The organism is Hymenobacter bucti, assembly GCF_042681145.1.
GTDB lineage: Bacteria > Bacteroidota > Bacteroidia > Cytophagales > Hymenobacteraceae > Hymenobacter > Hymenobacter bucti.
Genome location: NZ_JBHUFD010000005.1, coordinates 314,382 through 340,452 on the forward strand (window position 1 = coordinate 314,382; position 26,071 = coordinate 340,452).

Annotated in this window: 24 protein-coding genes; 22 read left to right on the top strand and 2 right to left on the bottom strand. The window is 61.3% G+C overall.

Features of this window, described 5'->3' with window-relative positions:
- Positions 1-20 precede the first annotated feature (20 nt).
- From ACFSDX_RS13430 to ACFSDX_RS13500, 15 genes are all read left to right on the top strand, one after another.
- On the top strand, positions 21-3,359 hold the full coding sequence (locus ACFSDX_RS13430; protein ID WP_382314336.1) for a hypothetical protein: 3,339 nt from the start codon (positions 21-23) through the stop codon (positions 3,357-3,359).
- Between the two features lie 324 nt (positions 3,360-3,683).
- On the top strand, positions 3,684-5,591 hold the full coding sequence (locus ACFSDX_RS13435) for a fibronectin type III domain-containing protein (RefSeq protein WP_382314338.1): 1,908 nt from the start codon (positions 3,684-3,686) through the stop codon (positions 5,589-5,591).
- Positions 5,592-5,705: 114 nt separating this feature from the next.
- Positions 5,706-6,383: a heme exporter protein CcmB gene (locus tag ACFSDX_RS13440; protein ID WP_382314340.1), complete on the top strand. Its 678-nt coding sequence runs from the start codon at positions 5,706-5,708 to the stop codon at positions 6,381-6,383.
- Between the two features lie 101 nt (positions 6,384-6,484).
- On the top strand, positions 6,485-7,123 hold the full coding sequence (locus ACFSDX_RS13445; protein ID WP_382314342.1) for a methyltransferase domain-containing protein: 639 nt from the start codon (positions 6,485-6,487) through the stop codon (positions 7,121-7,123).
- Positions 7,124-7,807, top strand: coding sequence for a cytochrome c biogenesis protein CcsA (gene ccsA / locus ACFSDX_RS13450; RefSeq protein ID WP_382315465.1), 684 nt, complete (start codon positions 7,124-7,126; stop codon positions 7,805-7,807). It abuts the gene before it with no gap.
- A complete protein-coding gene (locus tag ACFSDX_RS13455; RefSeq protein ID WP_382314344.1) occupies positions 7,779-8,027 on the top strand; it encodes a CcmD family protein in 249 nt (82 codons plus the stop codon). Before ccsA (ACFSDX_RS13450) ends, ACFSDX_RS13455 begins: the two co-directional genes overlap by 29 nt.
- A 42-nt stretch (positions 8,028-8,069) precedes the next feature.
- Positions 8,070-8,516 (top strand): cytochrome c maturation protein CcmE domain-containing protein, encoded by a 447-nt coding sequence (locus tag ACFSDX_RS13460; protein ID WP_382314346.1) that lies wholly within the window; start codon positions 8,070-8,072, stop codon positions 8,514-8,516.
- Between the two features lie 452 nt (positions 8,517-8,968).
- Positions 8,969-11,557, top strand: a complete 2,589-nt coding sequence (ccsA, locus tag ACFSDX_RS13465; RefSeq protein ID WP_382314348.1) for a cytochrome c biogenesis protein CcsA — start codon at positions 8,969-8,971, stop codon at positions 11,555-11,557.
- Positions 11,558-12,129: 572 nt separating this feature from the next.
- On the top strand, positions 12,130-12,555 hold the full coding sequence (locus ACFSDX_RS13470) for a helix-turn-helix domain-containing protein (protein ID WP_382314350.1): 426 nt from the start codon (positions 12,130-12,132) through the stop codon (positions 12,553-12,555).
- A gap of 175 nt (positions 12,556-12,730) precedes the next feature.
- A complete protein-coding gene (locus ACFSDX_RS13475) occupies positions 12,731-13,168 on the top strand; it encodes a DUF2141 domain-containing protein (RefSeq protein WP_382314352.1) in 438 nt (145 codons plus the stop codon).
- Positions 13,169-13,175: 7 nt separating this feature from the next.
- Complete coding sequence (locus ACFSDX_RS13480; protein WP_382314354.1) at positions 13,176-14,087, top strand: oxidoreductase; 912 nt, start codon at positions 13,176-13,178, stop codon at positions 14,085-14,087.
- A gap of 345 nt (positions 14,088-14,432) precedes the next feature.
- On the top strand, positions 14,433-15,242 hold the full coding sequence (locus ACFSDX_RS13485; protein ID WP_382314356.1) for a Rossmann-like and DUF2520 domain-containing protein: 810 nt from the start codon (positions 14,433-14,435) through the stop codon (positions 15,240-15,242).
- 40 nt (positions 15,243-15,282) lie between these two features.
- Entirely contained in the window at positions 15,283-15,615 is a 333-nt protein-coding gene (locus tag ACFSDX_RS13490) for a 2Fe-2S iron-sulfur cluster-binding protein (RefSeq protein WP_382314357.1), read from the top strand.
- A 110-nt stretch (positions 15,616-15,725) separates the two neighbouring features.
- Positions 15,726-15,962, top strand: a complete 237-nt coding sequence (gene iscX / locus ACFSDX_RS13495) for a Fe-S cluster assembly protein IscX (protein WP_382314359.1) — start codon at positions 15,726-15,728, stop codon at positions 15,960-15,962.
- A gap of 112 nt (positions 15,963-16,074) precedes the next feature.
- Positions 16,075-16,269: a cold-shock protein gene (locus tag ACFSDX_RS13500; protein ID WP_382314361.1), complete on the top strand. Its 195-nt coding sequence runs from the start codon at positions 16,075-16,077 to the stop codon at positions 16,267-16,269.
- Between the two features lie 81 nt (positions 16,270-16,350).
- Here the strand turns inward: ACFSDX_RS13500 and ACFSDX_RS13505 are convergent, their stop codons facing one another.
- On the bottom strand, positions 16,351-16,674 hold the full coding sequence (locus ACFSDX_RS13505) for a 2Fe-2S iron-sulfur cluster-binding protein (protein ID WP_382314363.1): 324 nt from the start codon (positions 16,672-16,674) through the stop codon (positions 16,351-16,353).
- A gap of 77 nt (positions 16,675-16,751) precedes the next feature.
- The gene (locus tag ACFSDX_RS13510; protein WP_382315467.1) at positions 16,752-17,759 is read right to left on the bottom strand and encodes an NAD(P)/FAD-dependent oxidoreductase; all 1,008 of its coding nucleotides are present in this window, start codon (positions 17,757-17,759) and stop codon (positions 16,752-16,754) included.
- 158 nt (positions 17,760-17,917) lie between these two features.
- On the opposite strand from ACFSDX_RS13510, the gene ACFSDX_RS13515 reads away from it, so the two are divergent.
- The 7 genes from ACFSDX_RS13515 to ACFSDX_RS13545 all read left to right on the top strand — a co-directional run bounded on the left by ACFSDX_RS13515 (position 17,918) and on the right by ACFSDX_RS13545 (position 26,064).
- Positions 17,918-18,853 (top strand): hypothetical protein, encoded by a 936-nt coding sequence (locus ACFSDX_RS13515; protein WP_382314365.1) that lies wholly within the window; start codon positions 17,918-17,920, stop codon positions 18,851-18,853.
- Positions 18,854-19,072: 219 nt separating this feature from the next.
- On the top strand, positions 19,073-19,510 hold the full coding sequence (locus tag ACFSDX_RS13520; protein WP_382314367.1) for a hypothetical protein: 438 nt from the start codon (positions 19,073-19,075) through the stop codon (positions 19,508-19,510).
- 114 nt (positions 19,511-19,624) lie between these two features.
- Positions 19,625-20,698 (top strand): MJ1255/VC2487 family glycosyltransferase, encoded by a 1,074-nt coding sequence (locus ACFSDX_RS13525; RefSeq protein WP_382314369.1) that lies wholly within the window; start codon positions 19,625-19,627, stop codon positions 20,696-20,698.
- A gap of 93 nt (positions 20,699-20,791) precedes the next feature.
- Positions 20,792-22,063 (top strand): phosphopyruvate hydratase, encoded by a 1,272-nt coding sequence (gene eno, locus ACFSDX_RS13530; protein WP_382314371.1) that lies wholly within the window; start codon positions 20,792-20,794, stop codon positions 22,061-22,063.
- Positions 22,064-22,159: 96 nt separating this feature from the next.
- The gene (locus ACFSDX_RS13535) at positions 22,160-22,477 is read left to right on the top strand and encodes an FtsB family cell division protein (RefSeq protein WP_382314373.1); all 318 of its coding nucleotides are present in this window, start codon (positions 22,160-22,162) and stop codon (positions 22,475-22,477) included.
- Between the two features lie 128 nt (positions 22,478-22,605).
- Entirely contained in the window at positions 22,606-25,542 is a 2,937-nt protein-coding gene (locus ACFSDX_RS13540) for a CARDB domain-containing protein (protein ID WP_382314375.1), read from the top strand.
- Positions 25,543-25,614: 72 nt separating this feature from the next.
- A complete protein-coding gene (locus ACFSDX_RS13545) occupies positions 25,615-26,064 on the top strand; it encodes a hypothetical protein (protein WP_382314377.1) in 450 nt (149 codons plus the stop codon).
- Positions 26,065-26,071: the final 7 nt, after the last annotated feature.

Consider the following 26,071-nt stretch of genomic DNA (forward strand, 5'->3'; position numbering starts at 1 on the left):
TTACCCCTGATTAATTTGCCGTGAAATTTTTCCTCAATGGCCGCCGGGCCACTTCCGGCATTTTACAGAAGGGGCCGCGCGGGTGGGCCACTGCCGCCGCGGCGGGGGCGCTGGTACTGCTGGGCGGGCCCACCGCCCAGGCGCAATTGGCACAGGAACCGTTTGGCCAGGTGCGCATTCAGTACAAGAAGCTCGACTGGCAGTTTTATTCGACCCAGAATTTTAACGTGTACTTCTACGGCGGGGGAGAGGCCAGTGCCCGCCGCGCCGCCGAGTACGCTGAGCAGGAGCTTCAGCGCATCACGGCGCTGGTGGGGTACTACCCATACAGCAAGACCACGCTGATGCTCTACAACTCGGTGAGCGACCTGCGCCAGAGCAACATCGGTCTACCCTCACCCAATACCGTGAACGGCGGCGAGGCCCAGCTGGCCCGCATGAGCAAGGTTGAAATCGCCTTCGGCGGCCGCCAAACCGATTTCAAGCGGGAGATGAGTATGCAGATAACGCAGGTGCTGCTCAACGACATGATGTACGGTGGCTCGCTGCGCGAAGTGCTGCAGAGCAACTACCTCTTGCAGCTGCCCGACTGGTTTGTGGGCGGCGCCTCGGTCTACGCGGCCGAGGGCTGGAGCGTGGAGATGGACGGCTACATGCGCGACATGGTGCAGCAGTACCCCACCGGCAACCGCACGGCACCTTTCTTTGTACGCAACCCTAAGCTGGCCGGCCAAAGCATTTGGAACTACGTGGCCGAGCGCTACGGCTACGGCGCGGTGCAGAATATTCTGAACCTCACCCGCATCACCCGCGATGTGGAGGTCGGCATCAGTTCGTCGCTGAACGTGCCGTTCAAGATATTTCTGCGCAACTGGGTCAATTATTACCGCACGCTGAACACCCAGCCAGCCATCGCGGCCCTAGGGCAGCCGGCCGACGCGGCGCGGCGCAGCTCGCGCAATCGGCGGGGCCTGGAGCTGTTTTCGCAGCCCGTGCTGAGCCCCGACGGCCAGCGCGTGGCCTACGCCGTGAACGACCAGGGCCGCTTCCGGGTGGTGGTAGCCAACCGCGACGGCTCGCACCGCCACGTGCTGCTGCACAACGGCTACAAAACGCCCGAGCAGCAAATTGAAGGTCGCCTGCCCGCCCTGGCCTGGCGCGGCAACACCCAAGTGGCGGTGGCCGAAATAAGCCGCGGCAAGATGGCTCTGCGCCTGCACGATGCCACCGGCGACGGCATTGCGGCGCGGCTGCGCGGCGCCATCCGCATCAGCCGGCCGGCCAGCATTTTTGATACCTACGACCAGGTGCTGGACCTTAATTACTCGCCCGATGGCAAGTCGTTGGTCTTCAGCGCAATTAAAAACGGGCAGAACGATATTTACCTGCTGAAAGCCGGCAGCCGGCAGCCCGAGAAGCTGACCGACGACCTCTTCGACGACCAGCAGGCGGTATTCATGCCGGGCGGGCAGGCCATCGTGTTCAGCTCCAACCGCTACCTCGACTCGACGGGCCGGGCGCGGCCCGCGTCGTTCCCCAACGTGGTGAACAACTACGACCTATTTATCCACCACCTCGACGGGCGGGCCAAGCCCACCGAAACGCTGGTGAGCACCATCTCGAACGAGTCGCGGCCCCGGCCGATTTCCAACGACGAGATTCTGTACCTAGGCGAGGAGAGCGGTATTCGCAGCATCTACCGCTACTCGCTGAGCACGGGCAAGCGCCAGCCGGTCACTAATTTCTCGTCTAATATTCAGGACTTTGACTACAACCTAGGTAGCCAGGCGCTGGCTTTTGTGCCGCAGGTGCAGGCCCGCGACCTGCTCTACGTGTACCCCAAGTTTGAGCTGCCCTCCGAGATATTCCTAGGCAAGACGGCCCGCCAGCAAACCCTGGAAGCCCGCTCGCAGCCCGCTCCGGCGCCCGCGAAGCCCGCCGCCCCGGCCCCTACGCCCGCTACCGACGCGACGCCGAGCACCGCGCCCATAGCAACGACGCCTACCCCCGCCCCCGTGCCCGCCGACCCCAACAACGGCGTGCCCCAATCGGCGGCCAAGCGCCGGGGCAGCAACGTCGTCAATACCAACAACTACCAGTTTGAGGAGGACGACGACCCGGCCATCCCGGTGCGGCCGCGGCGCGGCACCAAAACGGGCGTGGCGCCCCTGGCTACGAAAACCGCCACGTCGGCCCTGGCCGGACCCTACCGCTACGACACCCGCTTCATGGCCGACAACCTGCTGACGGGCATCGCGGTGGACCCGCTGGTGGGCTTCGGGGTGTCACTGCAAGCCAACTTGTCAGATGCGTTTGAAAACCAGCGCATTCAGGCCAACCTGTTTGGGCAGCTCGACCTGCGGACCAGCAATATCAGCTTGTCGTACACCAACGTGACGCACCGCGTCGATTGGGGCATCAGCTACCAGAAGCAGGCGTATTTCTTCAATACCCAGTACAGCAACATCGGCGTCACGCGTTACGGCCGCCACCGCGTGGCCCCCACCGTGGCCTACCCTCTCACCCACAACCTGAGCGTGCGCGGGGGTCCGCTTTTCGAAACTGTGTCGCGGACTCAGACCGGCAACACTAATGCTGAGCTAGATACCCACGCCAACTACTTCGGCTACAATGCGGAGCTGGTGTTTGATAACTCGCGCTCGACGGGCGTGAACATGCTGCTGGGTACCCGCCTGAAAGTGGGCATCTTACAGCAGCGGCAGGCGGGCAACTCGTCGGGCGATTTTGGTAAGTTCTACATCGACCTGCGCCACTACCAGAAGCTGCATCGCCAGTTGGTTTGGGCCAACCGCGCCAGCTTCGGCAGCTTCTTCGGGCCCAACCTCCAGACCTTCCGCCTAGGGGGCATGGACAACTGGCTGTTTCAGAAGTACAACGACCAGCAGCTGCTGACGCCCCTGCCCGACCCAACCTCCGTCTTCAACCAGCAGTTCGTGACCAACCTGCGCGGCTTCGACCTGAGCCGGCGCACCGGCCGCAGCTACGTATTGTTCAACAGTGAGTTGCGCTTCCCGATTGTGCAGTACCTCTCGCGGCGGCCCATCTACTCGGGTTTCTTCCGCAACCTAGAGTTCATCGGCTTCGTGGATGCGGGCACCGCCTACTCGGGCGGCAACCCGTTTAGCGAAAGCAACTCTAACAACACGGTGAATTTCAAGAACAACACCTTCTTCTCGGGCACGGTTATCAACTACCGCAACCCGCTGCTGATAGGCTACGGCGTGGGCGTGCGCACCACCATGCTGGGCTTCTACACCAAGTTTGACATCGCCTGGGGCGAAGAAAACAGCGTGCGCACCAAGCCCAAGCCTTACCTCACGCTCGGCCACGATTTTTAACGGCCGGCTACCCTAGGCTATTACCCACGCAAAAACGCCCCGGCCTGCTAGGTCGGGGCGTTTTTGCGTGGGTAAGCCCCGGCCAAAGCTCGTCGCTACCGCACCGTATACTCAGGGCCAATGTAAAGCTTTTGCAAGCAACCACTGCTAGGCAAGCCTATTCCTATGCCGCAGGGAATCCGCTTCGTAGGCCGCTACTCGTGGTGTTGGGCAGTGTTCAGAAGCTTTGGCCTAGGTAATTCGAGCAGCTTCTGGAGAATATAGTAGAAACCTGTCTTTTTTGGGTTATTTTTAGCTGACATTTTACTTGCCCCCGCTCTTCTAATGACCTATCTCTACCCAACTATCTCCTGGCGCCGCTTGGGCCTGGCGGCTTTGCTGGCCGTGAGCAGCCTCACGGCCGCCCGTGCCCAAACGTTTGCCTACCCCTCCAACGCGGCCTACAACTCGGTGGGCACTTACACCGACCTAGGCGCTACGGGCGCGGCCATCGCCACGGCTAACACCGACGATGCCAACTCGGCGGCGCAGAGCATCGGCTTCACCTTTACTTACAACGGCACGGCGTTTACCCAGTTTGTGCTAAATACCAATGGCTACCTCAAGCTGGGCGCCACGGCGCCGGTGGCGCCGTATTTCTACAGCAGCCCGCAGGCCACGACCGGCGGCCCGCTAAACTCCGCGACCGACGCCAACCTGATTCTGCCCTTTAATACGGACCTAACGGCGGGCGCCACCGCTCCTACCGAGTACCGCGTGGCCACCACCGGGGCCGCGGGCAGCCGCATCTGCACCATTCAGTGGAAAAACGTGGCTGATAAGGCTTCGACCATCACCACGCAGTATGCCAACCTCTCCTTTCAAGCTAAGCTTTACGAGGGCAGCAACCAGATAGAGTTCGTGTACGGCCCGGCCACGGCGGGCACCACCGATGCTATTCGCACCGTGGCCGTGGGCCTCAAGGGCAGCAGCTCGGCCAACGGCCAGCTCCTGACCGTGCAGAAAGCCTCGGCCAGCGCTTGGTCAACATCCATGGCTCAAAACGCCGATTACCCGGTGCCCATGACCGGCTTTTTGCCCACGGCCCACAACATTCGGTCGACGGTGCTGCCCGAGGCGGGGCGCACGTACCGCTTCACGGCGCCCACGTGCCTGTCGCCTAGCAACTTGGTGGTCAGCAATATTACCTCGACTTCGGCTACCGTCACCTTCACGGCCCCGAGCAATGGCACGGGCTACACGCTGGTGTACGGCCCGCAGCTGTTTGACCCCACCGCGGGCGGCACCGCCGTGACAACCACCACTACGAGCTATACCCTCACTGGCCTCACGCCCGGCAACGGCTACGATGTGTACGTGGCCGCCCGCTGTGGTGCCAACGACCAAAGCTTCCTGAGCAGCTACGCTGCTTTTTCGACGCCCTGCGCTGCCGCGCCGGTGGTAGTCGGCACGTTTCCTTACGTCGAAAACTTCGACGCCCTTGCGGCCGGCACCTTGCCGTGCAGCGCGCGGGTGCTGGATGCCAATTCCGACAGATATACCTGGGAAGTGACCTACGACTACGGCAAATCGCTGCCTAACTCGCTGGCATACTTCTACAACGATGCCAGCGCCACCACGGGCGCCGACGACTGGTTTTTTACGCCCGGCCTCACTCTCAAGGCGGGCTACACCTACCAGCTTCAATTTAGCTACGCGGTCGGCGACCCCGACTTTGCCGAGAGCCTGGAGGTGAAGTATGGCAATACCGCCACGCCCGCCGGCCAGACCGCCCAGCTGTTCAGCTCCAAAGCCCTCGTGAATGACACCTATGCGGCCACTACCACCAGCCAGGTAACGGCCATCACGCCCACCGCCGACGGCGTCTATTACATTGGTTTTCACGCCATCAGCGCCCCCGACCGGTTCGCGCTGTTCGTTGATGACATTCAGCTAACCGAAAACCGCGTGCTGGCCGTGCGCAATGCCGTCAACAGCGTTTTCACGGCCGAGGCCGCGCCCGTGCCCTTCGGCGACGCCCTGACCCTGACGCTGAACACGCGCCAAGCTGGCCCCATGCAGCTAACCCTACGCGATGCCCTAGGTCGGGTTTTGCGCCACACTACTACTACGGCCGCCGTGGGTACCAGCACGCGCACCGTGCCCGAGGTGGGGCAATTGCCAGCGGGCATCTACTTCCTCAACATTGAGCAGGGCGGGCAATCGCAGGTGCTGCGCGTGGCGCACCAGTAACCGGCCCTAGGTACTGCTACCCAAAGCTGCGGCCGCCTGGCCGCAGCTTTTTTGCTTTTGGCGGGGCCATCTTACGCAGTACCCTGGCCCCGCCCTAGGCCGTATCTTTGCGGCGTGTCGCTACCCGCTGAAATCTGGCATTTATTGCTAAAAGACCTGCGCTTGGAGTGGCGCCAACGCACGGCGCTGGCGGGCCTGTTGCTCTACGTGGGCGGCACCGTGTACGTGAGCTACCTCAGCTTTACGCTGCGCGGCGGCCTGCCCCCGGCCCCGGCCTGGAATGCGCTCTTCTGGATTATCCTCTTGTTTGCGGCCCTAGGGGCGGCGGGGCGCGGGCTGGGGCAGGAACCGGCTGGGCTACGCCTGTACTACTACACGGTGGCGCGGCCCGAGGCCGTTATCCTGGCCAAAATAACCTACAACGCGCTGCTGCTGCTGGCCTTGGCCGGACCGGGCTTGCTGCTGTACACCCTACTGCTCGGCAACCCGGTGCAGAGCTGGGGCCTGTTCGCGGCCAACGTGGCCGTGGGCGCCATCAGCCTGGCTTCGTCGCTCACGCTGGTTTCGGCCATTGCGGCGCGGGCGGGGCAGAGCGGCGGCGGCACGCTGCTGGCCGTGCTGGGCCTACCGGTGCTAATACCCGTGTTGCTTATTGTGGTCAAAGTCAGCAAGAACGCCCTCGACGGCTTGCCCTGGGATGTCAGCCAGGGCCCCATGCTCACGCTCGTTGCCTTGAACTTTATCGTGGGGGCGGTGTCCTATGTATTATTCCCATTCTTGTGGCGCACCTAGGTCAATTATCAGTGAGCAATTATCAATTATCAGCTTAATGACGAGTTGATAATTGGTGACTGCAACCTGCTCGTTATTAATTGCTCAATGCCAATTGTTCTATGTTAAACGAACTTCCCCCGCAAGCTTTTGCCCGCCGCGATGAAGCGCCCGACCCGGAGTTTTACCGCTTCGAGCGGCTGGTGACGCACATCGACGCCGGGGCGGTGGCGGCCGTGACGCAGCTGTACCGGCAGTTTTTGCCGGCCGGTGGGGCCGTGCTCGACCTCATGAGCAGCTGGGTGAGCCACTTGCCCGCCGAAGTGCCCTACGCCCGCGTGGCCGGCTTGGGCATGAATGCCCGCGAGCTAGCCCAAAACCCGCGCCTCACCGAGCACTTGGTGCAGGACCTGAACGCGCAGCCCCACCTCCCCTACGGCGACGCCGAGTTCGACGGGGCGGGCATCTGCGTATCGGTGCAGTACCTCACGCGCCCGGCCGATGTGTTTGCAGAGCTGGCTCGGGTGCTGCGGCCGGGCGCCCCGCTGGTCGTCACATTCTCCAACCGCTGCTTTCCCGACAAAGCCGTGTACGCCTGGCAAGTGCTGGATGACAACGGCCACGTAGCGCTAGTGCAGCAGTACTTCGCGGCGGCCAACTTTGGCCCGACCGAAGTATTTGCCCACCGCCCCAAAGGCGGCGACCCGCTCTACGGCGTGGTAGGCCGCCGCCCAACCGAATTACTAACCGATACGCAATAACTGACTATGAAGTGGTGGAAATACCTTGCCATCGCCCTGCTGCTGTACACAGTGGTCATGGGCTTTCTGGGCCACGTGCCGCGCCTGGCCATTCTCAACGAGACCGAGCGCAACCTGTACTTCCACGTACCAATGTGGTTCGGCATGACGATTATCCTGCTGGCCTCGGTCATCAACTCTATCCGCTACCTGCGCAACCCTAGCCCGCGGCTCGACATCCTGGCCCACGAATCGGCCAAGACGGGCATCCTGCTGGGGGTGCTGGGGCTGCTGACCGGCAGCCTGTGGGCGCGCTACACCTGGGGCACCTGGTGGACCACCGACGTGAAGCTCAACGGCGCGGCCGTGACCATGCTCATCTACGCTGCCTACCTCGTGCTGCGCGGCTCCGTGAATGATGAGCAGCAGCGCGCGCGCCTATCGGCCATCTATAATATTTTTGCATTCTCGGCGGCCATTCCGCTGTTGTTCATCATGCCTAGGTTGGCCGAGGCGTCGTTGCACCCCGGCATGGGTGGCAACCCCGGCTTCAGCAAATACGACCTGGACAGCGCCATGCGGCTGGTATTTTACCCGGCCGTAATTGGCTGGACGCTGCTGGGCGTGTGGATTACGGAAGTAGCTTGCCGCCTGTCGTTTGTGCAAGAGAAGATTTATGAAAAACAAGAAAAACAACTGGCTTAGCCGGGCCGTGGCCCTGCTAATGCCGCTGCTGCTTTTAGCCAGCGTGGCTTTTGCCCAGGCGCCCGCCGGGCAGCCCGAAATGGCCGACGCCCTGCGGGCCAGCGGCAAAATCTACGTGGTGGTGCTGGTACTCGTCATCATCGTGGTGGGTTTGCTGGTGTACCTGGTGCGCCTCGATGGCAAAGTAAGCCGCCTCGAAAAAGAAGTAGAAAACCGCTAAGTCCGGGCACCCCCTAGGTCGAAAATCTGTTCTTATAACCTCATGAAGAAAACGCACATTTTCGTGTTGCTCATCATCGCCGCGGCGGTGGGAGTTATCATCAGCACCATGTCGGGCGCCAGCTCCTACGTCACGTTTGCCGAGGCGCGCGAGCAAGCGGCGGCCGGCAACCCCAACAAGGTGCACGTGGTGGGCACGTTGCCCCGCGATGCCTCGAAGCAGCCCCTAGGGCTGGAATACGACGCCCGCCGTGACCCCAACTACTTCGCCTTCACGCTGGTCGATACCCTCAACGTGGCCCAGCGTGTGGTGTATCACAACCCCGCCCCGCCCGACCTCGACAAGTCGGAGCAGGTTGTGATAGTGGGCGCCATGAAGAATAATATCTTCGTCGCCGACCAAATTCTGACCAAGTGCCCGAGCAAGTACGTGGAGAAGGACCTCGGTAAAAATGCTCCGCCCGCCACGGCCATGAACACCACCAAATAGTTAAGCAATTGCCTACTTACGCCCGTCATGCGGAGCTGCTCGAAGCATCTCGCGTGGTTAAGTAAACTCTAACGCCTAGGGTTACTCTGCCACGCTAGATGCTTCGGCTGGCTCCGCATGACGGGCGCACTGTTTCAGCTGTTTTCTAGCCGGCAAGCCCCAGGTAGCCGACCAAAATAGTAGAGGCCACTACCCGCGCCAATCTTATTTAACATTCCGCCTCCCGAATCCGCAAACCGGGAACCTGCTGCGCACCATAAGCCTTACTAATCAGCCCAGCGACGCACCTAGGGGCGGCTTTACGCCCAGCCCTGGCTAGCCGCAGGCCCGCGGCAAGTGGCGGCGGGCATAACCTGCCGCCCGGCCCACGGTTCAACCTATACCCACCCGCTGCCGCCGCTTAGCACCCCGGCGCCCTAGGCGGTACCTTTGCCAAAAAATAGCATTAGCCAGTGAATTTATTTATCGGAAATCTCGGCCAGGCCAGCGTCATCGTGGCCTTCGTGGCGGCGGCGGTAGCGGCCTACGGCTACTTTCAGGCGGCGCGGGGCCGGGCGCTCGGCGAGGCCGATGCCAACTGGCTGCGGCTGGCGCGGGGGGCCTTCTTCGTGCACGGCGCGGCCGTGCTCCTAGTGGTGGGCGCGCTGTTCAACATCATCCACGCGCACCGCTACGAGTACTACTACGCCTGGGCGCACTCCTCCAACCACCTGCCGGTGCACTTCATGATTTCCTGTTTTTGGGAAGGTCAGGAAGGCAGCTTCTTGCTCTGGATATTCTGGCACGTGCTCATCGGCCTGGGTATCATGAAGTTCAACCGTCAGTGGGAAGCGCCGGTGCTCGCCGTGTTCGCGGCCGTGCAGGCGTTCCTGGTCAGCATGATTTTGGGCGTCGTGGTGGGTGGCACCAAGATTGGCTCGTCGCCTTTCATTCTGCTGCGCGACTTCCTGACCGACCTGCCGGTCTGGAAAACCCAGCCCGACTTCGTGCCCAAGGACGGTAACGGCCTCAACGCCCTGCTCCAGAACTACTGGATGGTGATTCACCCGCCCACGCTGTTCCTGGGCTTCGCGCTCACGCTGGTGCCGTTTGCCTTTGCCATTGCGGGTCTCTGGAAAAAAGAGCTAACTACTTGGGTAAAGCCGGCCTTGCCGTGGACCTCCTTCGGCGGCGCAGTGCTGGGCGTAGGCATTATGATGGGTGCCTACTGGGCCTACGAGACGCTGAACTTCGGCGGTTACTGGAACTGGGACCCCGTTGAAAACGCCATTTTCGTGCCTTGGCTGGTGCTCATCGCGGCGCTGCACGGCATGATGCTGTGGCAAAAGCGCCGCACGGGCTTGCGCACCGCCTTTGTGCTGGTGGTGGCCACGTTCGTGCTCATTCTCTACGCTACCTTCCTCACCCGCAGCGGCGTGCTGGGTGCGGCCTCAGTGCACTCGTTTACCGACCTAGGCTTGTCGGGGCAGCTGCTCATTTACCTGGGCTTCTTCACGGTGCTGGCCATTACGCTGCTGGTAAATCGCTGGAAAAGCATTCCGGTTTCGGACAAGGAGCTCGACGCTTACAGCCCCGAGATGTGGGTGTTTGTGGGCGCCACGGTGCTGTGCTTGGCTGCTTTCCAGGTGGTATTCACCACCAGCATTCCGGTTTACAAAGCTTTCTTAGGTTTCTTCGGCATCAAAGCCAACATGGCACTGCCCGCCGACCAGGTGGCGTTTTATACCCGCATCCAGCTCTGGAGCGGCGTGCTGATTGCCCTGCTCTCGGGCATCGGGCAGGTGATGTGGTGGCAGCGCAACAACAAGGAATCGGTCATCAACGCCTTTGCGCCCACCGTAATGCTGGCGCTGCTGGGCACGGCCCTAGGGGTGCTATTGCTCCGCTACTTCGACCATCCTATCACGGTGCCTTACGCCCTTTTGCTGGCAGCGGGTTTGTTCGGCGTGCTGGCCAATTTCGGTACACTGTTCGGGCTGTGGCGGCGCGGCGTCACGCTCTCGGGCGGGGCCGTGGCGCACATTGGCATTGCCCTGATGCTCCTCGGTATGCTGGGCTCGTCGGGCTACGATAACCTGCTTTCGCGCAATGTGACCGGCCAGCTCATCAACCAAAAGATGAGCGAGGAAGAAAACAGTGATAACGTCCTGCTGCTGCGCAACGAAACCATCAAGATGCAGAATTACGACGTCACCTACACCGGCCAGTACCTCGACGTGCCCGGCGTGCCCGGCTACGTGAACACGCAGCTGCTCTACCGCACCGACGATGAGTATAAGGCCGTGGCGCGCGGCGATATCAAGCGCGAGGAAAAGGTGTATTATAAGACCGGCGATACGCTTGAGATTCTTCCCGAAAACACCTATTACCGCGTCAACTACGAGGATAAAAAGACCAACGAGTCTTTCACGCTCTATCCCCGCGCCCAGGTCAATGAGGAGATGGGCGGCATCCTGGCCTCGCCGGCGTTGCAGCGCTACCTAGGGCACGATATTTACTCGCATATCACCTCCATCCCCGACCCGCGCAAAGAGCAGCCCTGGAGCCCTAGCATCCCGCACGAGCTGGCCGTGGGTGACACGATTTTTCTGAATGACTACTTCGCCGTATTCCGGGCCATCGAGCAGGCGCACGCGGTGCCGGGTGTTAAGCTTCAGCCCGGCGACATCGCCTTGCAGGCCGACATCATAGTTTCGGGCGAAAAGGGCCGGCAGTACCACGCCCACCCCATATTCTTGCTGCGCGACCGCCAGGTGGGCCGCGTGCCCGATGAGGTTGAGGACCTCGGCTTGCGCCTCACCCTCGACCAAATTGACCCGGTGAAGGGCAAATTCACCTTCGGCGTGAGCACCACCGCCAAGGACTATATCGTGCTGAAAGCCACTGCCAAGCCATTCATCAACCTGCTGTGGGGCGGCACGCTGCTCATGGGCCTGGGCCTGTGCATCAGCATTCGGCAGCGCCGCACGGCCAAGGCTGCCCCGGTGGCCAAGCCGGCCGCCGGCCGGGCGGGCGCCGCGCGCCCGCAGGCCGTGGCCTAGGGTAGTGCTCAACGGCAAAACTGACGCCGGCTGGTTTTCTGCAACGCGCAGAAGCCAGCCGGCGTTTTTGCGTGGTCACATTTATAGTCAAGAGATTGCCCCGCTCGCGCCGACCTGTGGACCCAGGCAGCGACTACGGCCACCGCTGGTCGCAACGCCACGCGCATGAGCCGTAAAAACTACGATGTGGTTACTCTTCAGCGGTTTGTGGACCGCTACCTGGACTCCCCGGCCGATGCTTTTGCGTTTCAGAAGGGCGCCGTCTAGGTATACCCGCTGTCGTTGGCCGTTGCGCGCATCAAGCTCCCAACGCCGCTTTTCAAGGCTGAATACAGCTTTTTGCTGCTTTTTCTGACGGGCGGCGGCTAGCAGCGGGTCGACAATGAAACGCTGGCACGCCAACGACGTGCTCTTCATGCGGGAAGGCCACTTCAACGCCATTAAATCCATTGCGGAAGGCACGCAGGGGGGCTACATCCATTTGGAAACGCGCTGCTGCCGCGCATTTTTACCGACAGCGCACTGCTGCACCGGCTCACGTTTATCCTAGGCATGGGGTTTCCCCGGCCGACATGGCGTGGTTGGGCCAGTGCTGCGAGCTTATCATCAGCCAGGCCGGGGACCAGGCGCACGCGGAGGAAATTCAAACCGTGCTGCTGCGGGCGATGGTACTAAAAATAGCCCAGGCCTCGGCCACTACGCTGTGCCAGCCCGACCGGCCGTCGGAAATCACGATGCGCTTCAAAGAGCTGGTGTACGAGCAAGTGGCTACGCACCGGGAAGTGGCGTTTTACGCCAGCGCCCTGGCCGTGTCGGAAAACTACCTCAACCGCTGCGTGCGCCAGCTGACCCAGAAACCGCCCAAGCAACACCTCAACGAGCTGGTAATTTTGCGGAGCAAAATACTTTTGCAGGACCGTGCGAGGACATTGCCCAAGTGGCGGCGAAGCTCAACTTTGCCGACCCCTCCTGCTTTGGCCGGCTGTTTAAGCAGGTAGCCCGCCAAACGCCCACTGACTACCGCAAGGCGTTGTCGCCCGGTTTGTCCGGCTAAGCGCACGATTTCTACCGCCGAAAAGCCCTTGGGGCGAGCCACCTTTGCGGGGCCGGTAGTAGCGTGGGCGCTACCGACGAGCCCCCGCTCGGCTTGGCCTTTATACTAAATTCCGAACTATGCAACACCGCACCCTCTGGCCGACGCTTTTGCTGCTGCTGGCCCCCTTCTTCTCGGCTAGCCCCGCGTGTGCGCAGCAGCCGGCGCTGCGCATCGAGGTGTTGAATGTGGAGCCCAACAAAGGCAAAGTAGTGCTGGCGCTCTATAAAGACAAGGCCAGCTGGCTGAAAACGCCCTACCGAAAACTAACACTGCCCACCGACAAAAGCACCCAAACGGTGGTGCTGGCCGTGCCCCCCGGCGCCTACGCCATTTCTATTTTTCAAGACACCAATGGGAACGGCGAGCTGGACCAAAACTTCGTGGGTATTCCTAAAGAGCCCATTGGGTTTGGCAACAACTACCATCCTTTCGGTAAACCCAAATTCGAGTCGGCGGTGATTAACTACGCGCCGGCCTCAAAACTGGCGGCCATCAAGCTCTTTACGATTCTTTAACTACCCCATGCGCACTAAATGGAGCCTAGCGCAAGTGCCGCCTCAGCCGGGAAGAGTGGCCGTGGTAACGGGCGCCAACAACGGCCTAGGGTACGAAACGGCCCTGGCCCTGGCCAGCAAGGACGTGGTAGTAATTCTGGCGTGCCGGGACGCGAGCAAGGCCGAAGCCGCCAAATCCCGGATAGTCCGGGCCTGTCCGTCGGCCCAGGTCAGCTGCCTGCCGTTAGACGTAAGCAGCCTGCGCAGCGTGCGGGAATTTGCGAAGCAATTCTGCCAGCAGCACGACCGGCTGGACCTGCTCCTCAACAACGCCGGCGTGATGATGCCGCCGTACCGGGTAACGGAGAACGGCTTTGAAAATCAGCTGGCTACCAACTACCTAGGTCACTTTGCCCTCACCGGCCGGTTGCTGCCGCGGCTCACCGCAACGCCCGGCTCCCGGGTGGTTTCCGTCAGCAGCTTGTCCTACAAATGGGCCGAGCTGGATTTTGATGATTTGCAGGCCCAGCGGGGCTACCGCCGACGCAAGGCCTATGGCCAAAGCAAGCGGGCCTGCCTGGTATTTGGCTACGAGCTGCAGCGCCGGCTGGCCGCCGCGGGGCACGGTACCCGGTCGGTAGCGGCGCACCCAGGGCTAGCTAAAACGAACCTGGACCAGTATTTCCCGGCGCTGATTCGGCCCCTGGGATCCCTCTTTTTACAACCCGCGGCGCAAGGCGCCCTACCCCTGCTGTACGCGGCGCTAGCGCCCGACATCCAGGGCGGCGAGTTCATCGGGCCGAATGGGTTTCAGCAGCTGCGGGGCTACCCGACTCAAGTGGCTTCCGATGATAACTCCCACGACCCCGCGGTGGCGGCCCGCTTGTGGCAGGCCAGTGAAGAGCTGACGGGCTGTCGCTACCTCAGCGCGACGGGGTAGGCTAGCCAACTATACCTCATTCCGGCTGGCTAGCCCAGTATTCGCGGCTTCCAGCTCTCTGGCGCGGCTGGGCCCACCCCTGCAACTCGAACGCTCCGTCTGTGCAGGGCCACGCGGTGGGTTAAGAAATAACGGTCCGCATAGCCAGTTGGTATACTTGCTCACCGGCTGAGCAAAGTAGCGCCCCCCCGCTCGCCAAAGGCGGCTTTTGAGCCAATCTTTCCGCTAAGGCCAACTTTCCAGGGGTGTACCGGTACTTCTATTCTCAATTCGTGGGTGGCCAGGCACCTAGCCGCCCACGCTCCTAGATTTTCTTAGGTCAGTTCGGCTTTTTTGTTTACCCGCATGCGCATTGGCTTATTTGGAACGGGGCGAGTAGCCACGGCGCTGGCGCCCGCACTCGTGGCCGCTGGTCATGAGCTAGCTTTTGTGGCGGGCCGCACCCACACCAGCGTACTAGCGCTGGCCGCGCTGGCGCCCGGCTGCGCGGCGCTCGTGCTACCCTTGACCCAGCTACCACCCGCCGACGTGTACCTACTGGCCGTGCCCGAGGCGGCCGTGCCCGAGCTGCTGGCGGCCGTGGCCTGGCCAACTGGCGCACTGGTAGCGCACCTGGCCGGCGCGCTGCCCGTGGCCGTGTTTGCGGCCGCCCCGCAGGTGCACGGCGGCGTGCTGTATCCGCTCCAAACGTTCAGCCCCGGCCGTACTATCGACTGGCCGGCCGTGCCCCTTTTTGTAGAAGCGCCCGAACTCGCGGCCGAAACCACGCTGCTCGCCCTAGCCCGCAGCCTCAGCCTGCACGTGGCGCAGCTCGACTCGGCGCAGCGGCTGCACTTGCACCTAGGCGCCGTGTTTGCCAGCAACTTCACCAACCACGTGCTGGGCATTTCGCACCAGCTGCTGGCCGAAGCGAAGCTCGACTTTAATCTCTTAGCCCCGCTGGTGCGCGAAACCGTGGACAAGGCCCTAAGTGCTCATCTAGGCCCGTTTGCGGTGCAAACGGGCCCGGCCGCCCGCCACGACGCCCCCACGCTGGCCGCGCACGCGGCGGCGCTGGCGGCCCACCCGGCCTGGCAAGCGCTTTATACCCAACTCACGCTCAGCATTCAGGCGGCGGAGGCCGCCCGTGTGGCGCGCCCAGCTAGCCCTGCCTAACTTTGTACTTTCAACCGGCTCACTGGGGCCCACTACTATTTTGCAACCCTCCACCATCATCTTTCAGTTTCAGGACGGCCAGCCTGCTCAGACGCATGTGGCCGCCAGCGGCGAGTCGGTGCTCGACGTGGCCCTCAACAACGGTATTCAGCTCCAGCACAACTGCGGGGGCGTGTGCGGCTGCAGCACCTGCCACGTCTACGTCGATAAAGGCATGGACGACCTGCCCGAGATTTCCGATAAGGAAGAAGACTTCATCGACCGGGCCATTCGGCCGCGCCTCACCTCGCGCCTGGCTTGCCAGTGCGTGCTGCCCAACGAGCAGCTCGAACTAGTCGTCACCATCCCGCCCCAGCACTTTTTGGGGCACTAATAGGGAGTTATGAGTTAAAAGTTATGAGTTACGAGTTGGCTTTTTAATGCCTACTCTGCTCGAACCAGCCAACTCATAACTTTTAACTTTTAACTCATAACTCAACCACAGTGAATCATTACGAGCCGCCCATCGAGTGGGCCGACCACGAAGACGTTGCCATCGCGCTCTACGAGAAGTATGGCGATGACTTCACGGAAGCCAAAATCTACCGCGTGCGCTTTACCGAGCTGCTGGAGTGGATACTAACGCTGCCCAACTTTGCCGGCACCCGCGAGCAATCTACCGAGGGCCACCTCGAGCAAATCCAGGCCAAGTGGGTGTACGAGTGGCGCGACCACCAGTAAGCTCAACCCCAATTCCCTAGGTCCGTATGACCCAAGCTGGCTGGCCCAGTGCTCGCTTGCCCGCAAGTTGTTGCTGAGCCAGCCAGTTATTTTTTTCCTTTTTCCCCAGGTTATGAAAACCGGAACAGTAAAATTCTTTAATGAGGCCAAAGGTTTTGGCTTCATCACCGACGACAGCACCCGTGAGGAATTCTTTGTGCACGTCACGGGCCTCAACGGCGGCCAGATTCAGCAAAATGACCGCGTAGAGTTTGAGACTCAGGAAGGTCGCAAAGGCGTAAACGCCATCAACGTGCGCCGCGTCTGAGCGGTCGCTACGTTGGGTTAATCCTAAAAAAGGCCTTTCCAGCAGTAGAAAGGCCTTTTTTAATAACTTCTATGGTGTTCTCTAGGCTATCTCGGCCAGCCGCACCACCAGCCCGTCCACGCGGGGCGTGAGGCGAATCTGGCAGCTGAGGCGACTGGTTTCGTGCAGCACGGGCAGCGTGTCGAGCATGGCCCACTCATCGTCGCTGGGCTCGGGCAGGGCCGGGCCGGCCAACACTTCCACGTGGCAGGTGGCGCACAGCGCCATGCCGCCGCAGGTAGCTTGGATGGGATATTCGTTGGCTTTCAGCAGCTCCATCAGGCTCAGGCCCATGTCGGTAGGTGCTTCTAGCTCGCGCCGCTGGCCGGGCGCTTCTTCCACATAAATGCGAACGTCGTTTTCCATTTGGTGAATGCGTGAAGAAGTGAGTGAGTGAATGAGGCTGTCGGACTGACAATTCGCTCATTTACTCACTCGCTCATTCACATGCTAGGTGCCCCGTTCACGGTCGTGTACTTGAGGGTGTATTTTTTGTCGGGGTAAATGTATTTGAACGCGCCCTGGCACATCAGCGCGGCCTCGTGGAAGCCGCAGAGGATGAGCTTGAGCTTGCCCGGGTATGTGTTGATGTCGCCGATGGCGTACACGCCGGGTAGCGAGGTGCTGTAGTCTAAGGTATTGACTACCACCGCATCGTTATCGAGCGCCAGGCCCCACTCGCCGATGGGCCCTAGCTTGGGAGTAAGGCCGAAGAGGGGCACGAACGCGTCAATCGGCACCGTCACGGCCTCGCCGTTATTGCCGGTGATGGTGACTTGCTCCAGCGTGTCGTCGCCGTGCAGGTGCGTCACGTTGGAACTCAGCACGAGCTTGATTTTGCCGGCTTCGTGCAGCTTCTGCACTTTCTCGGCCGAGTCGGCGGCGCCGCGGAAGGTGGTGCCGCGGTGCACGAGCGTGACATCAGCGGCCACGTTGGCGAGGAAGTTGGTCCAGTCGAGGGCCGAGTCGCCACCGCCCGCAATCACAATTTTTTTACCACGGAAATGCTCGGGGTCGCGCACCATGTAGTGCACGCCTTTACCGCCCTCAAAGCGCTCGAGACTCTCCACGGCCGGCTTGCGCGGCTCAAATGAACCTAGGCCGCCCGCAATGGCCACGGCCTTGCACTGAATCTCGGTGCCGTCGGTGGTGTAGAGCTGAAACGAGCCGTCGTCGAGCTTCGCAAACCGCTCGACCCGCTCCCCTAGGGTGAAGGTGGGGTGGAAGGGCTCGATTTGCTTCATCAGGTTGTCAACCAGGTCGCCCGCCAGCACCTCGGGGTAGCCCGGAATGTCGTAGATTGGCTTCTTTGGGTAAATTTCGGTGAGCTGGCCACCGGGCTGCGGCAGGGCATCTACCACGTGGCAGCGGAGCTTAAGCAGGCCGGCCTCGAACACGGCAAACAGGCCCACTGGCCCGGCCCCGATGATGCAGATATCCGTCGAAATAATCTCGGGCATTACAGGAAATTTAGGTATTTAGAATGAGTACAAAGATACGGCCGAGGGGGTGGACCATTGCACAAAACTGCGGCGTTTTAAGCGCCCGTGTATTAGCATTGGCCCGGTTTTCGTTTCGGAAGTGTTTCCCTCGACTACCCCTGCATCTTATGAACAGCAATTACCGGTCTTCCGTTGCGCGCCTTACGGCACTTTTCCTATTGGCGGCCACTGCATGCACCGCTCCCCGCTCTATCACCACATCGGGTAAGGTCACGCCCCAGGGTGAGTTCAGGGTGGCTTACAACCAAGGCTTTAATGTGGGCACCGCCCCGCTCGACAAAGCCGGCTCGGCCGTGCGCAGCGCCGCCAGCCAGCTGGGCAACCAGGCCGCCAATGGCGAAAAAGTCAACTATTCCAGCGCGGTCAGCGACGTGCAAACCGCTGCCCTAGCCTACCTGCTCGACCCTGTGCAGCCGGCCGCCGACTTCAGCATTCGCTACGGCATCGTGCCGCACCTCGATGCGGGCTACAAATACGCGTTTGGCTCGCACGTCTTCGATGCGGCCTACCAGCTGCTGGGCCCCACCGGCTCCATCGAAAACCCCGAGCGCGGAGCGGCGGGCGGCACCACTTACGCCAGCGTGGGCTTGCAGTACGCCATTCAGCGCACGGGCCTGCCCAAAATTGCCTTCCTCAACGACCTCAACAACCTGCTGGGCCTTTCGGCCACGCGCCACGATTTGCTGATTCCGCTTACCATCAGCCAGTCGTTTGGGCCTGAGGAAAGCGCAGGGGCCATCAGCTACGGCGCGGTGTACGCGCACTCGTGGGTCAACTACGGCTTCACGCCCAGCAACTTATACAACAGCGCCGGCACCGTCCGGCTGCCCGACCTGCCCACCCAGAGCCGCAATTACTCGTCCTACGGCCTGTTTCTCAACGTCAAGGTCGGCTACAAATACGTGTATTTCGTGCCTGCGCTGAGCGTGTATTACCAGAACTACGGCAGCTACACGCTGGTCGATGGCAGCACGACTTCGCTGAGCGGCGCCACGTTCATTCCGTCGCTCGGCGTACAGTTCCGCATCCCTAGCTTTCGGTAAGGGGTAGGGTTATGGACTAACACGAATGCTTCGCTTGCAGCTTGCGCGGCAAGCGAAGCATTCGTATTTACTAGCGCCAGCACCGGTGACAAATAATTTTTCGGAAATATGATTAACATATAAATATGTTTATTTTTATTTGCGTGATGAAAATCATCATCCGGGCCTAGCTTTTACCACGCCCGGAGCAGGCTTTTACTCACAGCAACATAGCAGGCTATGGCTACTTTTCTTCGTTGGTATCTCTTAGGTATCAGTTGCCTACTGCTACCCGCTGTGAGCCAGGCGCAACAAGCGCCGCGAGCGGCCACGGGCGATACTGTTTGGGTGATTATGAACCATGTAAAAGCGGATAAACGGGCGCAGTTCGAGCGCTTTTGCAGCGAGCAGTTCTGGCCAATGGCCCGCAAACTTAGTCCCGCCGACCAGCGCGCCTTTCGGCAAACGCGGGTGCTCAACGCTACGCGCCCTGACGCCGACGGGACATATACCTACCTATTCATCATGGACCCACGAATACCCAAGATGAATTACAGCATCAATGCTTTTCTGGAAAAGATGTACGGAAAAGAGCAGGCCGTTACCTACTCCAAGCAATTGGCAGACTGTCTCGCCCGCGAAGCCAACGAGTATGTCACCGTCCAATCGCGGTTCTGAGGCTAGCCGCGGAGGCCTGGGCCAGCCGGCGCTCAGGTGACTAGCCGGCTGGTAGTGCTGCCGGTTTAGCGTACTGGGTGTTCTTTTGCAGCTACCACTCAGTTCTCCTCCTCCATGACCATCTTATACGGCGTACCCGGCGAGGGCCTAGGGCACGCCACGCGCAGCAAAGTCATTATTGCCTGGCTGCTAGCCGAAGGCCACGACGTGCGGGTGGTCAGCAGCTCGCGGGCGTTTACGCTGCTAGATAAAACGTTTCCGGGCCGCGTGCTGGAGATTCAGGGCTTCCACCTGGCGTATAAGGAGCTGGCGGTGTCAAAGTTGCGCACCATCGGCCTTACGCTGCGCACGGCACCCGAGGCGCTGCGCACCAACTTTCGGCAGTACCGGCAGCTGCTGCACGGCTTCCGGGCCGAGGTTGTGGTTAGTGATTTTGAGTCGTTTAGCTACCTCTACGCCAAGCTGCTGCGCGTGCCGGTTATCAGCATCGACAACATGCAGATAATCAGCCGGGCGCAGCTCGACGTGGCGGTGCCCGAAGAGCAGGAAGAGCACTTCGACGTGGCCCGCTACCTGGTGCGCGCCAAGCTGCCCCGTGCCAAGCATTATCTTATTACTACGTTTTTTGACCTGCCGCTGCGCCCGCGCTACGCCGAGCGCACCACGCTGGTGCCCAGCATTATCCGGCCCGAAATCCAGGCGGCGCAGCCGACCAAAGGCGATTACGTGCTAGTGTACCAAACGGCCACCAACCAAACCGACCTGGTCGAGATTTTGCAGCAGTTGCCCGACCAGGAATTTCGGGTCTACGGCTTTAACAAGGATGAGGCGCACGGCAACGTGCTGTTGCGGCCCTTCTCCGAAGCTGGCTTTATTGCGGAGCTGGCGGGCTGCCGGGCGGTACTCACCAACGGCGGGTTTTCGCTGATTTCGGAGGCCGTGTACTTGCACAAGCCAGTGTGCGCGGTGCCCATTCCGGCCCAGTTTGAGCAGTGGCTAAACGCGGCCGAGATTGAGCAGCGCGGCTACGGCCGGCACTTCGAGGCCATCACGGCGGCCAATGTGCAGGCCTTCCTAGGTCAATTGCCGGCTTACGAAGTCGCCCTGGGCTATTACCAGCAAAACGGCAACGAGGAATTATTTGCGCAACTGCGAAAAATATTGGCCGGGCTGGCGACAGTGGATTAGCTAGGTGCCTGACATTACCTTTGCCCGGCTGGCTTCGCCGCTTATGGCGGCGCAGGCCAACACTCATAGGTTCTTCACCTCATCACCAGAAAAATGAGCTACATCGCAGCCATTCACGCCCGCCAGATTTTTGATTCGCGTGGCAATCCGACCATCGAAGTTGACGTAACCACCGACTCGGGTGTCGTAGGCCGCGCCGCCGTTCCCTCGGGCGCCAGCACCGGCGTGCACGAAGCCGTAGAGCTGCGCGATGGCGACAAGGCCATGTACCAGGGCAAAGGCGTGCTGAAAGCCGTTGAAAATGTGAACACGAAGATTGCCGAAGAGCTGGTAGGCTTCTCGGTATACGAGCAGGGCCTGATTGACAAAATCATGCGCGAGCTCGACGGCACCGCCAACAAAGGCAACCTAGGCGCCAACGCCATTCTGGGCGTGAGCCTGGCCGCCGCCCGCGCTGCCGCGCAGGAGCTGGGCCAGCCGCTGTACCGCTACGTAGGCGGCGTGGGCGCCAACACGCTGCCCGTGCCGATGATGAACATCCTGAACGGCGGCTCGCACGCTGACAACAAGATTGACTTCCAGGAATTCATGGTAATGCCGGTGGGCGCCAGCTCGTTTAGCGAAGCGCTGCGCTGGGGCACCGACATCTTCCACACCCTCAAGGGCGTGCTGAAGAAGAAGGGCTACAGCACCAACGTAGGCGACGAGGGCGGTTTCGCCCCCGACATTCAGTCGAATGAAGAGGCCATCCAAATCGTACTGCAAGCCATCGAGCAGGCCGGCTACCAGCCCGGCGAGCAGGTGATGATTGCCCTCGACCCCGCGGCTTCGGAGTTCTTCGAAGACGGCCACTACCACTTCAAGAAGAGCAGCGGCGACAAGCTGACGCCCGAGCAAATGGTGAGCTACTGGGTCGATTGGACCAAGAAATACCCCATCATCAGCATCGAAGACGGCCTGGCCGAGGACGACTGGGCGGGCTGGAAGAGCATCACCGACCAGGTGGGCAAGAAAATCCAACTCGTGGGCGACGACTTGTTCGTAACCAACGTAGAGCGCCTGCAACGCGGTATTGATGAGCACATTGCTAACGCCATTCTCATCAAGGTAAACCAAATTGGCACGCTCACCGAGACCATCGACGCCGTGACCCTAGGTCGCCGCAACGGCTACAAGTCCATCATGAGCCACCGCTCGGGTGAGACCGAGGACTCGACCATCGCCGACCTGGCCGTGGCCCTGAGCACCGGCCAAATCAAGACCGGCTCGGCCTCGCGCTCGGACCGGATGGCCAAGTACAACCAGCTTCTCCGCATCGAGGAAGAGCTGGGCGAAATGGCTTATTTCCCCGGTAAGAAAATGTAAGTAGCCGCTGGCTGCTACCTAGGAAGGCCCTGTTTCGCTAGCCGAAGCAGGGCCTTCTTTTTTGCTTAGCTTTGTCATCCGCTCTTCTTATTGGCTATGCGTCCTCCGGCTTTCCTCTTTCCCTTGCTGCGCGTGCTGCGCAATTTCTACTTCCTCACGGGCGTGGCCTTCGTGGTGTGGATGCTGCTCTTCGACGGCAACGACCTCGGCAAGCAGTATGACATGTACCGCAAGTGGCAAGAACTGCGCAACGAAAAGGAGTACTACGAGTCGAGCATCAAAGCCGTGCAGCACGACCGCGCCGAGCTACTGAGCTCACCGGCGCTGCTCGAAAAATTCGCCCGTGAAAAGTACCTCATGAAGCGCCCCGGTGAGGACGTCTTCGTGCTGGTGCCGAAAGAGGAAGATAAGTAAGCCCTAGGTCCGCTACCGACTGCTTTTAGGTATGACGCCCGCTATTCTTGGAATAGCGAGCGTTTTTTATTTGGTACTATTACCTTCACCCTATAGCTACTCATTTTATTGATAATTAACGGTATTGCATGAAAATTTCTACTTTTCTTTATCTTTTATTATTAACAATTCTGGTGCTGCAACCGGCCCGGCTGCGCGCGCAGAATTATCTGTTACCCGTGGCGGGCACGGCCAGCTACACCACCTGCACCGGCACACTCTACGACGATGGCGGCCCCGACGCCCTCTACGATACCGAAGCCAAGGGCAGCGTAACGCTGCGGCCGGGCACGGCGGGCGGCAAGCTCAAGCTGGCTTTTAGCTTGTTGGAGCTGGATAGCGTGCGCAGCAGCGTCACCGTATACGATGGCCTCGATACTAACGCGCCCTACATCGGCCGGTTTTACCACGGCCTGCCCACGGTGTATGCCACTGGCAGCACGGGCGCCCTCACCATCGTGCTGGCGAGCTACGGCGGGCAGGCCCGGCGGGGCATGGCGGCGGCCATCAGTTGCGTTACGGGCGTGCCGCCGACCGACCTGGCGGCGCAAAGCCTGCGCCTCTCGGCCACAGGCGTGCCGACCAACGACTCTTTCACGGCCGAGGTCCGCATCGCTAACCTAAGCGGCCCGCTCAACTCCTACCGCCTCAATTATCTGCTGTCGACCGACAACGTGGCGGGCTACGGTGATGTCCCGCTGGGCACCAGTACCTGGTCGCTGGCGCAGGGCGACTGGACGTTTAACGAGCTCAGCTTGCGGGTGCCGACGGGCACGGCGCCGGGGACGTACTACGTGCTTTGCGAAGCAATACCGGACGCCCTCAACGATATCAGCTACCTCAATAACACGGCCGCGGCGCCCCTCACGGTACTGGCCCAAACCCCGCGCGTAGACCTGGCCCTCACGGACGTGAGCGCCCCGGCGCCCCGGCCAGTGACGGTGAGCATGCCTTTCTACGTCAAAAACCGGGTTCAGAACCTGGGCCGCACGGTAGCCATTGCCTCGCAGATGGGCTACTACTTCTCGGCCGATGCCACGCTGAGCCCCGATGATGCGCTATTGGGCACGGCGCCGGCCGAAATGGCCCTCATCGATAAATACATCGTGGCGCAGACCGAGCTGACGCTGCCCCCGGGCACCGCCCTAGGTACCTACTACCTGCTGAGCGTGGCCGATTACGACGACCAGGTTATTGAGGACAATGAGCAAAACAACGTGTTTGCGCAGCGGCTAACCGTGGTGCCACCCACTACTAATGTCGGGTTTGAAAGCACGCGCACCGTGGCCCCTACCCAGCCGATGGCGGGCGGCAGCCTGTATGTGCGGTGCTCGGCGCAGAACAAGGGCAGCAGCGTGGTCGACTCGGTGGGGGTGGGCTACTACCTCTCGGCCGATGCCACGCTGAGCCCCGACGACGTGCTGCTGGACCAGCTGCCGGTGGGGCCGCTCCTCGTTTGGGCTTTCACGAACTACAGCCTCCCCATCAGCCGCACGCTCACTGTTCCGGTGGGCACGCCGCCGGGCAAGCGCTACCTACTGCTGGTGGCTGACCCGCGCAACCAGCTCGCCGAGAGCGACGAAACCGATAACCTGGTGGCAATAGCGCTCGACATTGCGGTGCCCGTTATTGACCTCACCATTAGCTCGTTGCGCTATACCAGCGCCTACCCGCCGGCCACCGGCACGCCGCTGGTGCTGCGCTACACGCTGGCTAACCTAGGCACCACGCAGGCCTACCCCGTGGGGGTAGGCTATTTTCTCTCGACTGATAACCAATTGAGCGCCGACGATGTGCCGCTGCCGCTCCGGTCGCAGCAAGGCACGCTGCTGGCGGGGGGCGCCAGCCAGGTAATGGATGTGTCGGACCTGTACAGCCCCTTTCTGCCGGCCAGCACGGCGCCAGGGGCGTACTACCTGCTGGCTGTGGCCGACCCCCTCCAGCAAATAGCCGAAACCAATGAGACGAACAACGTGGCGGCCGTGGCCCTCCAAGTCGGGGTGCCGGTGCTCGACCTGACGCTGACCTTCAAGCCCAATATGCTCCCGGCCCAGGCGTCGGCCGGCGCGGTTCTTAATCTTGGCTACTATGTAAATAACGCGGGCTCGACGCCCGCCGCTACCCCCAGTGTCGGGTTTTATCTCTCCACCGACGCGCAGCTGAGCAGCAACGATATCCTTATCGGAGGCGGGCGCCTGCGCAACACCGCTTACCCCAGCTACTATATCGATGGCTCCAGCAAGCCAGTTGTTCCGCCTACGCTTGCCCCGGGCAATTACTACTTACTGGGAGCGGTGGATGACCTGAACGACTTTGCCGAAACCAACGAAACCAACAACGTGCAGGCCGTGGCTCTAGCCATTACGGCCGCCCGCCCCGACGTGGCCTGGCAGCAAACGCCCTACCTCACGCCCCGGCAAGCAGTGGCGGGCAGCCTGGTCACCACCGAAAGCTACGTGTATAACCTTGGCGCCGGCCTGGCCGACGCCACCGCCGTGGGCTACTACCTTTCGGCCGACCCGGTTTTTAGCGCCGATGACGTGCTGATGGGTCGCACGCCCGTGGCGCCGGTGCAGCCGGGCTACTCGGCCACTGTGGAAGGCACATTTACGGTGCCCGCCGCCACGGCGAGCGGGCGCTACTACGTGCTGTTTGTGGCCGACCCGCTGCTGGCGCTCGACGACAGCAACCGTAGCAACAACGTGATTCACACGACCATCACCGTCACGCCGCTGCCCCTCGCCACCCGTGAGCAAACGGCCGGCTACGCCCTGCAAGTGAGCCCCGTACCCGTGGCCCGCGCCACGCCCCTACTCGTACAGTTCAGTGGCGCAGGCATTCGCACAGAGGCCGCTCTGATACTTTATAACAGTATGGGCCAGGAGGTATTCTCCCAGAGCCTGGCATTAGCGCCGGGCCAGCGCAATCAGGCAGCAGTTTCGACTGCTAACCTGGCAGCCGGGGTGTATATTCTGCACCTCACTGGCCCTGGTCTAAATGCGGTGCGCCGCGTAGTGGTAGAATAGCGGACCATGGCACGCACTACCGATTGCTCGGTGGCAGTTGGTAGTGCGTATCCCTGTTTTTCTGAGCTACTCATGCCTTTTCCGTTGCCACGCGTTCGCTCTTTCTCCCCGTGGCTTGGCGCCGGCGCGGCATTGCTAAGCTTGGTGAGCGCCTTCAGCTTTCAGCCGGCACCCAGGGCTACCCAGGCGCAAGTGGCGCGCCGCTTCCTTTCAGAAGTGCTGCGCGCGGACTACCCGGCCGCCTACCGCCGCCTAGCATCCGAGGTGCGCGATACGCTGCGCCCGGCAGCATTTGCAGCAGCCACGCAGCCGCTGTGGCACCTAGGGCAGCAGCGCGGGCCGGCCGTAGAGCTATACAAGCTAGGCACCTGGCTGAGCGAGGGCGGCGGGCCCGAGCCGTGGTTCTACCGCTTTTCCTTCGCCAACGACTCAGCACGGCGCCCGCCGCCGGTGCTGCTCGAAGTCACGTTTCGCGACACCACCGCGCGGCAGGTGCTGGGCTTTGGGGTGCGCAACCACTGATGGGGCA

Excerpts from the sequence above, each read along its gene's own strand:
- ACFSDX_RS13485 (WP_382314356.1), top strand. The coding sequence starts at position 14,433 with ATGCGCATTGGCTTATTTGGAACGGGGCGAGTAGCCACGGCGCTGGCG.
- ACFSDX_RS13520 (WP_382314367.1), top strand. The coding sequence starts at position 19,073 with ATGGCTACTTTTCTTCGTTGGTATCTCTTAGGTATCAGTTGCCTACTG.
- ACFSDX_RS13445 (WP_382314342.1), top strand. The coding sequence starts at position 6,485 with ATGTTAAACGAACTTCCCCCGCAAGCTTTTGCCCGCCGCGATGAAGCG.
- ACFSDX_RS13540 (WP_382314375.1), top strand. The coding sequence starts at position 22,606 with ATGAAAATTTCTACTTTTCTTTATCTTTTATTATTAACAATTCTGGTG.
- ACFSDX_RS13435 (WP_382314338.1), top strand. The coding sequence starts at position 3,684 with ATGACCTATCTCTACCCAACTATCTCCTGGCGCCGCTTGGGCCTGGCG.
- ACFSDX_RS13515 (WP_382314365.1), top strand. The coding sequence starts at position 17,918 with ATGAACAGCAATTACCGGTCTTCCGTTGCGCGCCTTACGGCACTTTTC.
- ACFSDX_RS13505 (WP_382314363.1), bottom strand. The coding sequence starts at position 16,674 with ATGGAAAACGACGTTCGCATTTATGTGGAAGAAGCGCCCGGCCAGCGG.
- eno (WP_382314371.1), top strand. The coding sequence starts at position 20,792 with ATGAGCTACATCGCAGCCATTCACGCCCGCCAGATTTTTGATTCGCGT.
- ACFSDX_RS13460 (WP_382314346.1), top strand. The coding sequence starts at position 8,070 with ATGAAGAAAACGCACATTTTCGTGTTGCTCATCATCGCCGCGGCGGTG.
- ACFSDX_RS13535 (WP_382314373.1), top strand. The coding sequence starts at position 22,160 with ATGCGTCCTCCGGCTTTCCTCTTTCCCTTGCTGCGCGTGCTGCGCAAT.
- ACFSDX_RS13455 (WP_382314344.1), top strand. The coding sequence starts at position 7,779 with ATGAAAAACAAGAAAAACAACTGGCTTAGCCGGGCCGTGGCCCTGCTA.
- ACFSDX_RS13470 (WP_382314350.1), top strand. The coding sequence starts at position 12,130 with ATGGCGTGGTTGGGCCAGTGCTGCGAGCTTATCATCAGCCAGGCCGGG.
- ACFSDX_RS13500 (WP_382314361.1), top strand. The coding sequence starts at position 16,075 with ATGAAAACCGGAACAGTAAAATTCTTTAATGAGGCCAAAGGTTTTGGC.
- ACFSDX_RS13545 (WP_382314377.1), top strand. The coding sequence starts at position 25,615 with ATGCCTTTTCCGTTGCCACGCGTTCGCTCTTTCTCCCCGTGGCTTGGC.
- ACFSDX_RS13525 (WP_382314369.1), top strand. The coding sequence starts at position 19,625 with ATGACCATCTTATACGGCGTACCCGGCGAGGGCCTAGGGCACGCCACG.
- ACFSDX_RS13480 (WP_382314354.1), top strand. The coding sequence starts at position 13,176 with ATGCGCACTAAATGGAGCCTAGCGCAAGTGCCGCCTCAGCCGGGAAGA.
- ACFSDX_RS13475 (WP_382314352.1), top strand. The coding sequence starts at position 12,731 with ATGCAACACCGCACCCTCTGGCCGACGCTTTTGCTGCTGCTGGCCCCC.